The following is an 11,522-nucleotide window of genomic DNA, read 5'->3' on the forward strand; positions in this document are numbered from 1 at the left end:
GGATCGGGGTGGCCGGCCGCCCGTGGCTCCAACACGGGCGGCCGGTCTCGCGGGTGGTCACGGGGCGGGAGGGCCGTCGGTCGCCGCGGTGAAGCAGGCGCGGCAGTTCCGGTCCCCGCAGGGCTGCCCCGCGGCATGGGCGGCGGCTACGCGGTCGAGCTCGGCGCGGATCTCGGGGTCGTCGACGATGGCTCCAGCGATGAAGAACGCGAGCTTCCAGGTGTCGACGTGGCAGTTGATCCGCTGGGCAAGCAGGTGGCGGAATCGGTCGTCGGGCGGCGGGTAGGTCACGGCTGGTCTCCGTTCTCGGCGGCAGACGACACGGCAGCCACAACAGGAGCGGCGACGCGCATGTGCGGCGGGTCGCAGTCCTGTGCGCCCGCGAGACGGCCTGTCGGGCACGGGTAGGGCACGAGGCCGTCACCGCCCGCCGCGACCGCGTCAGCGTCGATGCAGACGGGGCAGGGGCCCATCGGCGAGTCCTTGTGCAGGTGCCGGATCTCCTCCATGGCGGCGCGCAGGCGGCGGACTTCGGCGAGCAGCACACGCACGTCCTCCGGCGAGTGGGCGATGAACTCCGCGTCGGCCTGGACCTGCGCCCAGTCCTCTTCGGCCGTCCACTCGCGGTGCGTCGGGTCGTTATCGAGGGGCTCGTCTTCGAGGCGGCAGATCTCGCGGCGGGCCCGGTAGCCACAGCCGGTCTCTTTCAGGTCGGCAGCGATGTCAATCATGCTGCCGCTCTCGTATACGCCCCACGGTCCTGCGGTGGTGGCCTGTCGGCGGGCGTCGATCTCGTCGAGCTGCTCGTCGGTGAGCGGGGTCTGGTCGGTCATCGTGGTGCCTTTCGTGTCGGTGCGGGGGTGGGGTGGCTGCGGGGTGTCACGGGCTCCCGGGGCGGGCGGGGATCAACGGGCGACATCAGGCGGCGGGACGGTCGGCCTCGCCGTCGATGACCCGCAGGCGGGGCCGTCGGGGGCGCTTGTCGTAGGCGTCGAGTTCGGCTTCGAGGGCGGCCCGGTGGGCGGCCTGCTCCTCTGGCGTCCACGCGGGTGCGGGCTCGGCGTTGCGGCGGCGGGCGGGCCGGGCGTGGCCGAACGTGCCGGTGGGGATCGCCTCCGCCATCAGGCGCTCGTAGGCATCCATCAGGCACCTGCCTGGGCGGTCAGTTGCGCGGTGAGAGCCGCGGACGGAATCAGCGTGGCGGTCTGGCAGCGGTGCGCGGCGCAGGCGTACCAGGTGCCGCACCACTGCTGCTCGGCGGTGTAGCCGGGGCGGAGCTCCATCGGCCCGTGCTGTCGGCACCGGGGTCGGATGGCGGGCAGGTTGGCGCTCACGCGGCGGTGGCCTCGGCTTCCTGGTAGCGGCGGTTGTGGACGGTGGTGCGGGCGCGCCCTTCGTCGTGGCACGGCGTGGTGGGTTCGACCTGGCAGTCGGGGCAGCAGGCGACGGTGCGGGCCCACTCGGACACGCGCTGCGGGTGGGGCTGCGGCAGTTGGCGGCCGGTAGTGCGCAGGACGCACGGCCGGTGGGCAGCAGCCCCGCAGTGCGGGCAGGGCACGGATCGGGCGGGGCGCTGCTTGGCGCGCATCTGGTGGCGGAGTTCGGCGGGCATCGGGGCACCGGCGTGCAGGGTCATCGGGTCTCCTCAGGCGGGCAGTTGCCGCAGTCGCAGGGCTGGTCGGGGAAGTGCTCGGTGTTGCGGTAGTGCCGGACAGCCGCATCCCAGGCCGCTTTCGGCAGCGACCACTCCGGAGGCGGGCCGGGCGGGGACGTGCCGGTCGGCCAGGCGCCGGGACGGTGGCCGGGCGGAGACGGTGGGGCGGCCGGCTTGGGGGCGTCCTCGCGGCGGGACTTACCGATCTGGATCTGCGCCCGCATCAGCGCCCGAAGCTCCCCGCGGCCCTCACGGCGAACGGCCTTCATGTCCTCGACCTGGATGCCGTCGTCGTCCGGGATCTGCTCGGCGGTCACGATGCTTCACCCCGATCAGCGACAGGGATGCACAGGACTCGCGCGTCGTGGGGCGTGACCAGGACGTCCCGGCCGCGGTCGGTGCGGACCCGGTACATGCCGGGTCGGCTGCACCTGCTTCCGGCTTCCTCGATCTGCTCGACTGAGGCGGTCTGCGACTGGTCGGCCTCGTGGAAACACACGCCGCAGGGCCAGTTCGCGGCCACGACTCCGAAGTCGCGGTGATGGCGGTCCTTGCCGATCCAGGTGATCCAGACGCGGGTACCGATGGGCAGCACCGGCATAGCGACGGCGGACTTCACGCGGCCTCTCCTTCGGTGACGGGCTGGCCGGATCGGCAGGTCCACGGAGAGCAGCCGTCGGGGTCGCCCTGCTCCAACTCGGCATCAGCGATCTGACCGAAGATGTCGGTCTGCTTGCTGGCCCACTCGTGGGCGGTGACACGGTCGATGGGCGCCTGGTCGAGCGGAAGCCGGGAGCGGTGCAGGTATGCCTCGCCGAGCAGGGGCTTGCCGTTGGCGTTGCCGCGGGCGTTCCCGGAGCGGATGGCGGCGTCGAAGTCGACGGCGTCGTCCCACTCGGGGGCCGTGAACTCTGCGCAGACTCGCGGGTGGTCGTGTGGGCAGACGTCGCACAGCAGGCGCCCGTCGATGTCGACGTGCTGGTCGCGGTGATGGCCGCAGGTGCAGGTGTCGCGAAGAAGGCGCCACTGCCGGTTGCCGTGGAACGGGCACTCGACACATGCGCTCTTGGGCGTGGAATCCCAGCCGCTGGCCCGCAGGTAACGCAGGCAGTCGTCGCGGGTCCAGCCTTCGCGGCCGTCGGCGGCGCCGTCCATGTAGAGCAGCGGGTGGTGCGACTTCAGGTAGTTGATGCCGGAGTCCTTGGCGCGGCCGAACTCATCTCGGCTGATGCCGATCCACTGCTCGGCGTACACGCCGCGCGGCACCGGCCGAGGGTGCGGGTATCCGAGCAGCCGCCGGGCCTGCGCCTTGATCGGCTTCAGCTTGTACTCCGACGTGCACTGGCGCCGCGTCATGCCGTCGCCGCCGTCAGGGTTCTTGACGAATAGCGGCATCGACGCGAAGCGGTGCTCGGGGTTGAGGGCGTCGTTGCGGATGTTGCCGACGGACACGCGATAGATCGGGATTCCGGCAGGCTGGGCAACCTCGCGGTCGATCCGGTCAAGGTGCTCATAAACAGCGCGGGGCTCCCACCCGGTGTCCGAGAAGATCGCGCCGTCGAGCTTGGGCAGGGCACCCTCTGCGGCAAGGAGCAGCAGCGTCGTGGACTGGACGCCAGCACCGAGGGACAGGAGGCGGAGAATCGGCTGAGTTTTCATCACGCCACCCCGAGCCGGCGGTCGTTGCCGCCGAGGGCGACGACGGTGGTGGTCTGAGCGAGGCGGGAGGTGATGCGGGCGCCGAGCTGGTCGTGGAGGTCTGTGCCGTTCGGGTTGGCGACGGGCAGGTTGCTGGTGATGATCAGCGGTCGGCATTCGTTGTACCGCTCGTTGAGGATCCGGTAGGTGGCTTCCTCGGTGAACTCGCTGATCTTCTCGGTTCCGAGGTCGTCAATCAGCAGCAGCGGTATCCGCATGAGCCGCTTGACCTCGTACTCGGCGCCCTTCTCGCTGCCGCCCGGGCGCATGAGGGCGTACATGTCGGGAGCGGTCAGCGCCAGCAGCTCGAACCGGTCGGGCCCGGCTTCCGCGATGCGGCGGAGCGCGCCGTAGGCCTGGTGCGTCTTACCGGTGCCGAACGGGCCGGTCAGGAAAAGGATCCCGGCGGTCCGCGGGTCGTCGATGGCCCGGCCTGCCCAGGCGACCACCTGGGGGTGGGTGGCTTCGGCTTCCTGGTAGCGGTACGGCGTCGCGGTCTTCCACCGGCTAACGGCGATGGTGGCGCGCTGGCGGCGGTGGTACTCCGGGTGGCCGGGCTCGTCGGGGGTCGGGGTGTCGTCGATGGGGCCAGCGGTGATGTGGCCGAGGCCGCGCGCTTCGAGCATCTGCTGCATGCGCTGCATGACGGCCTCACTCGCCAGAGGCTTGGGATCGGGCATGGGTGTGGAATCCGCTCTCGTAGACGGAGGGGTCGGTGGGGGGCTGGTACGGCGTGTGCTTCTTGGAGCCGACGGGGCGGAGCTTGGGCCGTTCGACGTCCGGTCCGGGCAGCGGCGGGAGTTCGCCCCAGCCCTTGAGGAAGTAGTTCGCGGACTCGACGTCGGTCCGGGAGGCGGCTTTCAGGGCGTGGTCGACCATGGCCGTGACGCCGCTCTTGCTGATCATCGCCAGGACGGGGAACCAGGAGTTGCCCTTGAAGGGCCAGCGGACGTAGACGCCTGCTGCGGTGATCCCGTCGACGAGGGGACGCGCGGCTTCGGGGATGCCGTAGCCGAGTGCGTCGGGCTGGCCCTCCTGCTTGCTAGCTAGAGGGGTAGTAGTTGAGGGGTTAAGAGGGGTAGGGGTCAGGGATTCCCTGACACTGACGTCCGGGATTTCCTGACACTGAGACGGCTCAGTGTCAGCGATTCCCTGACACTGAGCATCTGTGTCAGTGTCAGGACTTTCGGGACGCTGAGGGGCGTCAGTGTCCGCGTTTCCGGGACCCTGAGACGGGGGCTCAGTGTCAGGGATTTGCGGACACTGAGACTCGGGGAACTTGGAGATCCTGTACTTGGCGGCACCGTTCTTCTGGCCAGCTGTCAGCTTCTCGAGAGCGCCCTTGGCGGTCAGCGACTTCAGTACGGCGTAGAGCTGCGCACGGCTGAGCTTGGCGCCGCGGAGCACCTCCGGCCGCTCGACGCTGTTCCACGTGATGCGGGTGTCGTCATTGGCGTCCTCGGCCAGGACGACGAGGAGCAGCTTCTCCCGGTGCGTCAGGGCCTCGGGTGCGCTGGTGAGCACCTCGACGATCAGGCGGATTCCCACGGGTGTCTTCTCTCGGTCGCAACTGATCAAAGGGCGGGGCTTGTTGGCAGCGCCGGTCCTCCGCTGCCATACTACTTTAAAGATTGGAAAGAATGGAAGGAATCACCATGGCTTACACTCTCGACATGGCCTCTGACCTGGAGCCCCGCATTGCCGAGGACGGAATTCAGGAGGTGCCGCTCACCCGAGCGCGCGCCCTCCTGACGCGACTCATCGAGCAGGTCCGTGAAGACGGGCTGGTCAGCGCCCTCACCGTCCGCGGCCGTCGCCGCGCCTACCTCGTCACGCCAGGCGCCTTCGAAGCCGCACAGTCCGACCGCCGCAAGGTGGAGGCGTTCCACTTCGTGGCCGGCGAACGGCCGCAGCCCGCGACCACGCAGGAGTTCCTCGAGCAGATGGCCCGCAAGCTCATGGAGCTCGAGGAGCGAGACGCGGCCAAGGCCAAGCGCTTCGCCGACTACGAACCCGACTGACATCTCTCCTCCTCTCCTCCGGGCCCCGCCTTTCGGCGGGGCTTTGTCGTGTGCGGGTGGTTGGTCAGGCGGCGGTGACGAGCTCGGGGCCGCGGTCCTGGGGGGTGTGGAGGACGGCGCGCAGTCGTTCCCCGATCCAGGTGCCGACCTGCGGGCTGACGGCATTGCCGAAGCCGTCCACTTGATCGCGGGCCGAGCCCCAGACGGTGAAGGTGCCTCGGTAATCGCGGAAGTCGACGTCGAAGCCGCAGCCGCGGCCGATCTCGTGGGCGGCCATCATGCGGTAGAAGCACTCTTCGAATGGCACCTGCGACAGTGCGGGCCCCCAGGTGGCCGTGAGCAGTGCCGTTGTGTCCCGGGACGTGAGTGTGCCGAGCGGATCGGTCACGGGGTGGGCGGCGGTCTCGGTGCCCGTGGGGCCGTTCTGCTTGAACCAGCCGGCCGCGGTGAGCAGTCCGGGGATCTGCTCGGAGGTGAACGTCGACATCGGCTCCGTGTGCACCGCGGGCACGGTGTGCTTGCGGTACGGGATGACCCCAGAGGTCACCAGCGCGAGCGTCTCGGAGGCGACCTGTGTGGGCAGTGGCTCACCGGCGCCTCGCGGTGCGCCCTGGTAGTTGTCGACGGCGAGTGCGAGCGTCGCCTCATCCCACAGAGTGGGGCCGGTGGATAGGAGCGCTGCTTCCTGCTGGCTGGTCTGTGTTGCCAGCGGCTGCAGCAGCAGCCGTTCCGAGCCGTGGACGCCCTTGGCGGGCATGAGGATGGCCGGGAAGTCGGCGAACTTCTGGCGGCAGCGTTCGATGCGGGCAGTCGTCGATGCAGCGAACGGACCGCGGTGGCCGTCCTTGAACGTCTTGATCGGGCGGTCCCCGATTCGGGTGCCGAGATCGGTGAGGTCGAGCGCGGTGATCGACGGGGTCATGGGCGGGACTACCGCGCTGCGGCAGGACGGGCACCGGTACTCGTACTGTTCGCCGTAGGCGACCTTCCCGGTCGGCGGGATCCCGGTGCGCCAGGTCCAGACCGCTTCGACGTCCTTGTCGCAGCGGTGGCAGCGGGACACGGGCCGGTGTTCGAGGTCCGGCATGGGCAGGGACTTGTGGACGAAAACCCAGTAGCCGCGGTTGCGGGACTGCGGGACACCGAAGAACTGGGAGTTCAGGAACCGAACGGTGCCGTTGTAGCCGAGCAGGTCGAACTGCTTGAGCCACCACCGGTAGGTGCTGCCGTCGCCGATCTTCTTGCTGCCCGGCAGGAGCGGACCCCAGGACTGCAGCTCGGTCGTGCACTCGACGAGGATCATCCGCGGCCGGTGCGTCTGCGTGTAGTGCAGCACGCAGTTCGCGGTGGCGCGGTCGCGCTCCGAGCGGGTGACCCTGTCCTCGTAGTCCGGGTCGTCCATCCCGAACAGCGTCAGGCCCTGCGCGTAGGCCTTGAGCGTGTTGGCCTGCGAGTGGTTGACGCAGCTCACGCCAGCAACGAGCAGATCGGCTGCCGGGAGGTCGCGCACCGAGTGGTAGTCGGACGACTCGGGGTTCACAAGGTCGGCGATCCAGTGTTCGGCGTAGGAGTGGTTCGCCTCGTGGACCTGGACCTTGTACTCGTTGTGGTTCGCGGCCATGATCGTCGTGAATCCGGCGCGCTTGATGCCCTCGGTGAGGCCGCCGAAGCCGCTGAAGAGGTCGACCGCGACGTACTCGTCGTGGCGGAATCGGCGCTGCTTGACGGCCGGCCGGTGCGTGGCCGTGCGGGTCTTCTGCTTGGGTGCGCGGGACATCAGGCGGCGGTCCTTTCGGTGTTGAGGCGACGGTCACGCTTCTGGCCGGTGCGCCATTCCTGGACGATCTGGCGGACGGTGGAGATGGAGACCTCACCGTTGAGGCGGTCGAGGATCTGGTCCGGTTCGTGGCCGCACCAGGCGAGGTGCTCGATCTCCTCGCGGCGAAGGCGGGCCCGCTCGTGGAAGCTGAGGACGCGATCGGCCTTGTCCGGGTCGAACGTCGGGTCGTCGATGTGCCCGTAGTCCTCCCACCACTGCGGATCCCGCCAGCCCTTGCGCGCAGCTCCATTGCGGACGCGACGCGTGAAGTGGTTGTCCTCGACGGGCTCTTGGGCGAGGCGCTCGCAGGCGGCTTCGATGCGCAAGGCGAGCCCGCGGCGGATCGTGGCCTGCTTGCCGGCGGCGATGAGATGGATGCGGGCCTGCGAACTTCCGACGGCTTCAGCGATGACCCGACCGGAGTGCCCGATGCTCATGAGGGCTCGGATGCGGCGCATGGAGCCGGTCACATCGACGTACTGACCAGGGCTCGCTGATTCGGCCTGAACAGCGAGGATCTTCCTTTCAGTGACGAGTGAGATGCGCTCGCGCCGGCCGCTGTAGATCAGGCACAGGCTGCGGTCGTCGACTCCGGAGGCGGCGGCAATGTCGCTCCAGGCCATCGTCTTGTGGATCTCGATGAGGTGCTGCCGTGCGCGAGCGGTCGATGTGAAGCGGCTTCGCCCGAGCTCTCGGTTGACCTTGCTCCGTTTGCGGGCCCGCCGCTTCTCTATCACGCACGGTTCGCAATAGCAGGGCTTGCGGTAGCCGGGGCTTCCGTTGGCGCGGGCGTAGCTGCCGTGCGGCGGCAGGGGTTTGGCGGCGGTGGTCACGGCTGCGGGTTCTCCTTCCGGGGTTCGGCGTTCCAGGCGTTCCAGCACTGGGCGAGCAGGTTGTCGTCGTGGCCGGGCTGGGTGGGGATGAGGGGTGCGGCCTGGATGGCGGCGGCGAGGCGGGCCATCTGCTGGCGTTCGCGCTGAAGTTGGCGGCGGGTGGCGCGGATGGTGCGGCGTCGGGCCCGGTAGTCGGCGGCCCGACGGAGTGCCCACCAGGTGGCCAATGCGACGGCTGCGGCGAACAGTCCGGGCCCGTAAGTGTCGATCGCGTTGTCGACTTTCACCCAGGCGTTGATGAGGCCGTCGATCTGCTCGGGGGTCATCGCCGCCTCCGGTGCCTGCGGTCGGCGATGGTGGCGATGACGGCGACCAGGCTGAACAGCAGGCCGAAGACGCCGCAGAAGAGGTACACGTCCTGCATCACGCAACCGCCTTCCAGGTGGCGTACTGCGCGAGGACGTAGACCTTTATCTCCTTGTTGTGGGTCGGGCCGGAGCTGGAGCGGACGCGGCCGATCTCGACGATGGCTTTCGGCTTGCGGTTGACCATCGACAGGAACACCAGCCCGGCGGTGTGGTGGGCCATCTCGGGCAGCAGGTCCCGGAAGGTGTTCATGGAGAACGGCCGACCGTCGGCGCCGAAGATCTCGATGGCCTGCTCGATGAGGGCCTTGTCCCACTCGGACACGGAGTCGATGAACGCCTGCAGTTCCCGGCTGATACGGGCCTGCTCGGCGGGGGTTGCGGTTTTGGTCATGGCGTTGGTCTCCTTGGGGTGGCCGCCCCGCACTGCCCGCGGGGCGGCCGGCGTGTGTGCGGGCTACTGCTGGGTGGTGTCGACGAGCTCGGCGGGGTAGACCCCGTCCTCGTCCGGTCCGGCCTCTTCCGCCTTCTTGCGGTCAGCGATGGCCTTGAGGTCGGCGATCAACTGGTCGTTCAGGTGGCCAGCCGCGTGCGCCTGGCGGTAGACATCGCCGACGTCGTCGGGGGTGAGGGCGCCTTCCGCGAGGGCCAGGTAGTCCGGGCGGGGAGCCTCGATGGCGGCGACCGCCTGCCCGCTGCGGCCCGGGTCCAGAGCGACCGCGGTTGGCAGCGGCCCCGCCAGCGCCTGCCGCGGGGTGACCCCACGCAGCTCGACCACGACGACCGGGAACTTCTTCGTCTCCCCGTCCCGGACCACCTGTCGCGGCTCGATCCGCAGCGTCACCGGCACGAAGCCGCGGCCGTCGGTCCCGGCGAGGACCATGTCGACCATGCCGCCCCACTCGGATGCGGCGTAGAAGGAGTGGGTCTCGGCGCGCCACATGCCCATGCCGGACAGGTCCGGGAGCATCACGTTCAGGCGAGACGTGGTCGAGCAGACGACACCCTTCTTCTGCTGGTGCCAGTCCTCACCGAACCGCGCGGCGCAGATGCAGGGCTGGCGGGTCAGGAGTTCCGTCTCGCCGTCGCAGCGACGCTGGCAACCGCCCTTGGACCACATCTCGTTGTACTGGTTCAGCGGGTCGCCGGGCGTGATGAGCGCCTCGATGGAGGACGCCTTCGTGATGACGCGCCACTGGGTGATCGTCGAGTTGAGCGGCGTCCACTGCTCCGGAGCGCCGCCCCACAGCTCAGCGGCCGTGCGGACGTGCTCCTCGGAGTGCGAGGTGACGACCCATGTCGCCGACCGCATGGGCCGGTTGCCCTGGGTGTAACCGGTGCGCAGGCGGCCGTGTTCAGCCGCGCGGGCCTGGATGTTGCGGAGTCGCGAGCCCATGGTCAGGCTGCCTTTCGGGTAGTGCGGCGCCGCGCCGGGGCAGGCTGGCCGGGGGCGAGGAGCGCCGGATAGGTGGACGGGGCGGCGTGATGCCAGAGCGCGTTGGCGAGGGCGCCGCGGAATGCGCGGTGGGCGTCGCGGCCGGCGGGCATCTCGACGAGGGCGTGGGACTTGGCCCGCAGGTTGAGGACACCGGCCTTCTGGATCTTCGGCATGGGTGCTTCGGTGTCGTCCGGCAGGAGGACGGACTCGCAGAAGCGCAGCGCGGCGAGCTGCTGCGTGTTCTCCGGGTAGACCGACTTCGCGGGGCGGGTCGCCGACGTCTTGAAGTCGATCAGCCACAGCTCGAGGGCGCCGCCCTTACCGGTGGGCAGCCAGATCATGAGGTCCGCGGTCCCCGCGTAGCCGAGGCGTCGGTGCAGGCACGTGATCTCGGTGGCCTCGACGTGCTCGCTCAGGTCGACACCCCAGTACGACAGCCACAGATCGAACTGGGCGAGGTACGGCGCCACTTCGGGGTCGTGCGGGATCGGGGCGCCGAGGAGGCGAAGTTCGGCGGCCTTGTGGATGCGGTCGCCGAGGTCGGCCGCGGTGTCACGGGCGTCGCGATGAATCTGCTTGATCTGCCTGGTGAGTTCGGCCCGGTCGGTGATGGCGCGGCGGGCGACCTCCATGCGGTTGTCGAGGATCCACTCGACGGTGACCTTGACGGCCCACGGCATCAGAGCCCGCTTGTTGACCGAGGTGTCGAGGACGTTGGTGACGGACACAAGGTCGGGGCCGCCGGCCGGGTCGGTGTAGTAGCGACCGTTGTCGGTGTCGCGCGCGTGCTTGGGGTCGGTCACGCCACACCGTCCAGGGGCATGGGGCGGGCGCACGCCTCGCACCGGCCGTCGGCGGTGTTGGGCCCGTCGTCGTTCTTGCAGCGGGTGCAGCGGCCGGCGGCGATGTCCTGCAGGCGTTCGATGCCCTGCGGGTCGTACTTGATGGCGGTGATGGCTGCGACGTACTCGGGGAAGCCGGCGGCGAACCGGTCCCGGTTGATGTCGTCGGCGCGGGAGATGAGGCTGATGAGGGACTCAGCCCAGTCGCCGGCGGGGTATCCGCCGCGGCCGTAGTGGGCGAGGACGTGCGCTGCGACATCCGGCGGAATGGTGGGGCTGCTGATGCTCATGTGACGCTCCTGAGGGTGTGCTGATGGGCGGGCCTCCGCCCCGTCCGGGGGGTGGGTTGGGGCGGAGGCCCTGGGTGGCGGCGCGGAGTGGGGGGCTCGACGCGCCGCGGTCATCGGTTGTGGATCAGGCGGAGGTCAGCCGAAGAAGCCGTTGGGGAACGGGCAGTCGTAGCTGTCGACGGTCGCGGGCTCGACGCGGGCCAGGTGGCGGCCGTGGCTGATCTGGGGGAAGTAGCCGCTGGCTCGGCCCTCGGTGTGGTGCTCGGTGCAGCAGGCGAAGAACGCCCATCCGTCCCGGTCGACTACGGTGTGCAGGCCGCCCGTGCCCCGCACGATCGTGCCGACCGGGTGCGGGTAGTCGCCGATGCGGATCTTCTCGGGGATGAACCCGGTGGCGGCGCAGTAGAGGGCGTTGTAGTCGGCTCCGGTGTCGAGGGCTGCCTGCTGGGCCGTTGCGCGGTCCTCGTCGCTGGCGTTTCCGAGGGCGTGCGCCTTGGCGACGCGCTCGTACTCGTGCAGTGCGGTGATGCGCTTCGTCTGGGCGTCGTAGGACTCGGTCATG

The 11,522-nt window shown here is 69.6% G+C and carries 19 protein-coding genes; 1 reads left to right on the forward strand and 18 read right to left on the reverse strand.

All coding sequences use genetic code 11. The features are described from left to right. Positions 1-57 precede the first annotated feature (57 nt). From ACKTSN_RS11980 to ACKTSN_RS12025, 10 genes are all read right to left on the reverse strand, one after another. On the reverse strand, positions 58-291 hold the full coding sequence (locus ACKTSN_RS11980) for a hypothetical protein (protein ID WP_409469105.1): 234 nt from the start codon (positions 289-291) through the stop codon (positions 58-60). Further along, complete coding sequence (locus ACKTSN_RS11985) at positions 288-833, reverse strand: hypothetical protein (RefSeq protein WP_409469106.1); 546 nt, start codon at positions 831-833, stop codon at positions 288-290. The genes ACKTSN_RS11980 and ACKTSN_RS11985 overlap by 4 nt, the downstream gene beginning before the upstream one ends. Positions 834-918: 85 nt before the next feature. Then, complete coding sequence (locus tag ACKTSN_RS11990) at positions 919-1,143, reverse strand: hypothetical protein (RefSeq protein WP_409469107.1); 225 nt, start codon at positions 1,141-1,143, stop codon at positions 919-921. After that, positions 1,143-1,283: a hypothetical protein gene (locus ACKTSN_RS11995; protein WP_409469108.1), complete on the reverse strand. Its 141-nt coding sequence runs from the start codon at positions 1,281-1,283 to the stop codon at positions 1,143-1,145. The genes ACKTSN_RS11990 and ACKTSN_RS11995 overlap by 1 nt, the downstream gene beginning before the upstream one ends. Before the next feature lie 47 nt (positions 1,284-1,330). Then, complete coding sequence (locus ACKTSN_RS12000; RefSeq protein ID WP_409469109.1) at positions 1,331-1,636, reverse strand: zinc finger domain-containing protein; 306 nt, start codon at positions 1,634-1,636, stop codon at positions 1,331-1,333. After that, positions 1,633-1,971 (reverse strand): hypothetical protein, encoded by a 339-nt coding sequence (locus ACKTSN_RS12005; RefSeq protein ID WP_409469110.1) that lies wholly within the window; start codon positions 1,969-1,971, stop codon positions 1,633-1,635. The genes ACKTSN_RS12000 and ACKTSN_RS12005 overlap by 4 nt, the downstream gene beginning before the upstream one ends. Beyond that, positions 1,968-2,273 carry a hypothetical protein gene (locus ACKTSN_RS12010; RefSeq protein WP_409469111.1) on the reverse strand — a complete coding sequence of 102 codons (306 nt, stop codon included), beginning with the start codon at positions 2,271-2,273 and terminating at the stop codon, positions 1,968-1,970. The genes ACKTSN_RS12005 and ACKTSN_RS12010 overlap by 4 nt, the downstream gene beginning before the upstream one ends. Beyond that, the gene (locus ACKTSN_RS12015; protein WP_409469112.1) at positions 2,270-3,313 is read right to left on the reverse strand and encodes a hypothetical protein; all 1,044 of its coding nucleotides are present in this window, start codon (positions 3,311-3,313) and stop codon (positions 2,270-2,272) included. Before ACKTSN_RS12015 ends, ACKTSN_RS12010 begins: the two co-directional genes overlap by 4 nt. Continuing rightward, a complete protein-coding gene (locus ACKTSN_RS12020; RefSeq protein ID WP_409469113.1) occupies positions 3,313-4,032 on the reverse strand; it encodes an ATP-binding protein in 720 nt (239 codons plus the stop codon). The genes ACKTSN_RS12015 and ACKTSN_RS12020 overlap by 1 nt, the downstream gene beginning before the upstream one ends. Then, entirely contained in the window at positions 4,004-4,900 is an 897-nt protein-coding gene (locus ACKTSN_RS12025; RefSeq protein ID WP_409469114.1) for a hypothetical protein, read from the reverse strand. Before ACKTSN_RS12025 ends, ACKTSN_RS12020 begins: the two co-directional genes overlap by 29 nt. A gap of 107 nt (positions 4,901-5,007) precedes the next feature. On the opposite strand from ACKTSN_RS12025, the gene ACKTSN_RS12030 reads away from it, so the two are divergent. Continuing rightward, positions 5,008-5,373: a hypothetical protein gene (locus ACKTSN_RS12030; protein ID WP_409469115.1), complete on the forward strand. Its 366-nt coding sequence runs from the start codon at positions 5,008-5,010 to the stop codon at positions 5,371-5,373. A 64-nt stretch (positions 5,374-5,437) separates the two neighbouring features. Here the strand turns inward: ACKTSN_RS12030 and ACKTSN_RS12035 are convergent, their stop codons facing one another. From ACKTSN_RS12035 to ACKTSN_RS12070, 8 genes are all read right to left on the reverse strand, one after another. Continuing rightward, complete coding sequence (locus tag ACKTSN_RS12035; RefSeq protein WP_409469116.1) at positions 5,438-7,150, reverse strand: DNA cytosine methyltransferase; 1,713 nt, start codon at positions 7,148-7,150, stop codon at positions 5,438-5,440. Then, positions 7,150-8,025, reverse strand: a complete 876-nt coding sequence (locus ACKTSN_RS12040; RefSeq protein WP_409469117.1) for a hypothetical protein — start codon at positions 8,023-8,025, stop codon at positions 7,150-7,152. Before ACKTSN_RS12040 ends, ACKTSN_RS12035 begins: the two co-directional genes overlap by 1 nt. Continuing rightward, complete coding sequence (locus tag ACKTSN_RS12045; protein WP_409469118.1) at positions 8,022-8,351, reverse strand: hypothetical protein; 330 nt, start codon at positions 8,349-8,351, stop codon at positions 8,022-8,024. The genes ACKTSN_RS12040 and ACKTSN_RS12045 overlap by 4 nt, the downstream gene beginning before the upstream one ends. Positions 8,352-8,448: 97 nt before the next feature. After that, on the reverse strand, positions 8,449-8,784 hold the full coding sequence (locus ACKTSN_RS12050) for a hypothetical protein (RefSeq protein ID WP_409469119.1): 336 nt from the start codon (positions 8,782-8,784) through the stop codon (positions 8,449-8,451). Positions 8,785-8,847: 63 nt separating this feature from the next. Next, the gene (locus tag ACKTSN_RS12055) at positions 8,848-9,786 is read right to left on the reverse strand and encodes a hypothetical protein (protein WP_409469120.1); all 939 of its coding nucleotides are present in this window, start codon (positions 9,784-9,786) and stop codon (positions 8,848-8,850) included. A gap of 2 nt (positions 9,787-9,788) precedes the next feature. After that, positions 9,789-10,631 carry a hypothetical protein gene (locus tag ACKTSN_RS12060; protein ID WP_409469121.1) on the reverse strand — a complete coding sequence of 281 codons (843 nt, stop codon included), beginning with the start codon at positions 10,629-10,631 and terminating at the stop codon, positions 9,789-9,791. Beyond that, positions 10,628-10,960: a hypothetical protein gene (locus tag ACKTSN_RS12065; protein WP_409469122.1), complete on the reverse strand. Its 333-nt coding sequence runs from the start codon at positions 10,958-10,960 to the stop codon at positions 10,628-10,630. Before ACKTSN_RS12065 ends, ACKTSN_RS12060 begins: the two co-directional genes overlap by 4 nt. A gap of 135 nt (positions 10,961-11,095) precedes the next feature. Further along, positions 11,096-11,521, reverse strand: coding sequence for a hypothetical protein (locus ACKTSN_RS12070; protein WP_409469123.1), 426 nt, complete (start codon positions 11,519-11,521; stop codon positions 11,096-11,098). Between the last annotated feature and the right edge of the window lies 1 nt (position 11,522).

It is taken from the genome of Streptomyces flavusporus (assembly GCF_046267975.1).
GTDB lineage: Bacteria > Actinomycetota > Actinomycetes > Streptomycetales > Streptomycetaceae > Streptomyces > Streptomyces flavusporus.

Excerpts from the sequence above, each read along its gene's own strand:
- ACKTSN_RS11985 (WP_409469106.1), bottom strand. The coding sequence starts at position 833 with ATGACCGACCAGACCCCGCTCACCGACGAGCAGCTCGACGAGATCGAC.
- ACKTSN_RS11990 (WP_409469107.1), bottom strand. The coding sequence starts at position 1,143 with ATGGATGCCTACGAGCGCCTGATGGCGGAGGCGATCCCCACCGGCACG.
- ACKTSN_RS11995 (WP_409469108.1), bottom strand. The coding sequence starts at position 1,283 with ATGGAGCTCCGCCCCGGCTACACCGCCGAGCAGCAGTGGTGCGGCACC.
- ACKTSN_RS12000 (WP_409469109.1), bottom strand. The coding sequence starts at position 1,636 with ATGACCCTGCACGCCGGTGCCCCGATGCCCGCCGAACTCCGCCACCAG.
- ACKTSN_RS12015 (WP_409469112.1), bottom strand. The coding sequence starts at position 3,313 with ATGAAAACTCAGCCGATTCTCCGCCTCCTGTCCCTCGGTGCTGGCGTC.
- ACKTSN_RS12020 (WP_409469113.1), bottom strand. The coding sequence starts at position 4,032 with ATGCCCGATCCCAAGCCTCTGGCGAGTGAGGCCGTCATGCAGCGCATG.
- ACKTSN_RS12030 (WP_409469115.1), top strand. The coding sequence starts at position 5,008 with ATGGCTTACACTCTCGACATGGCCTCTGACCTGGAGCCCCGCATTGCC.
- ACKTSN_RS12035 (WP_409469116.1), bottom strand. The coding sequence starts at position 7,150 with ATGTCCCGCGCACCCAAGCAGAAGACCCGCACGGCCACGCACCGGCCG.
- ACKTSN_RS12045 (WP_409469118.1), bottom strand. The coding sequence starts at position 8,351 with ATGACCCCCGAGCAGATCGACGGCCTCATCAACGCCTGGGTGAAAGTC.
- ACKTSN_RS12050 (WP_409469119.1), bottom strand. The coding sequence starts at position 8,784 with ATGACCAAAACCGCAACCCCCGCCGAGCAGGCCCGTATCAGCCGGGAA.
- ACKTSN_RS12055 (WP_409469120.1), bottom strand. The coding sequence starts at position 9,786 with ATGGGCTCGCGACTCCGCAACATCCAGGCCCGCGCGGCTGAACACGGC.
- ACKTSN_RS12065 (WP_409469122.1), bottom strand. The coding sequence starts at position 10,960 with ATGAGCATCAGCAGCCCCACCATTCCGCCGGATGTCGCAGCGCACGTC.
- ACKTSN_RS12070 (WP_409469123.1), bottom strand. The coding sequence starts at position 11,521 with ATGACCGAGTCCTACGACGCCCAGACGAAGCGCATCACCGCACTGCAC.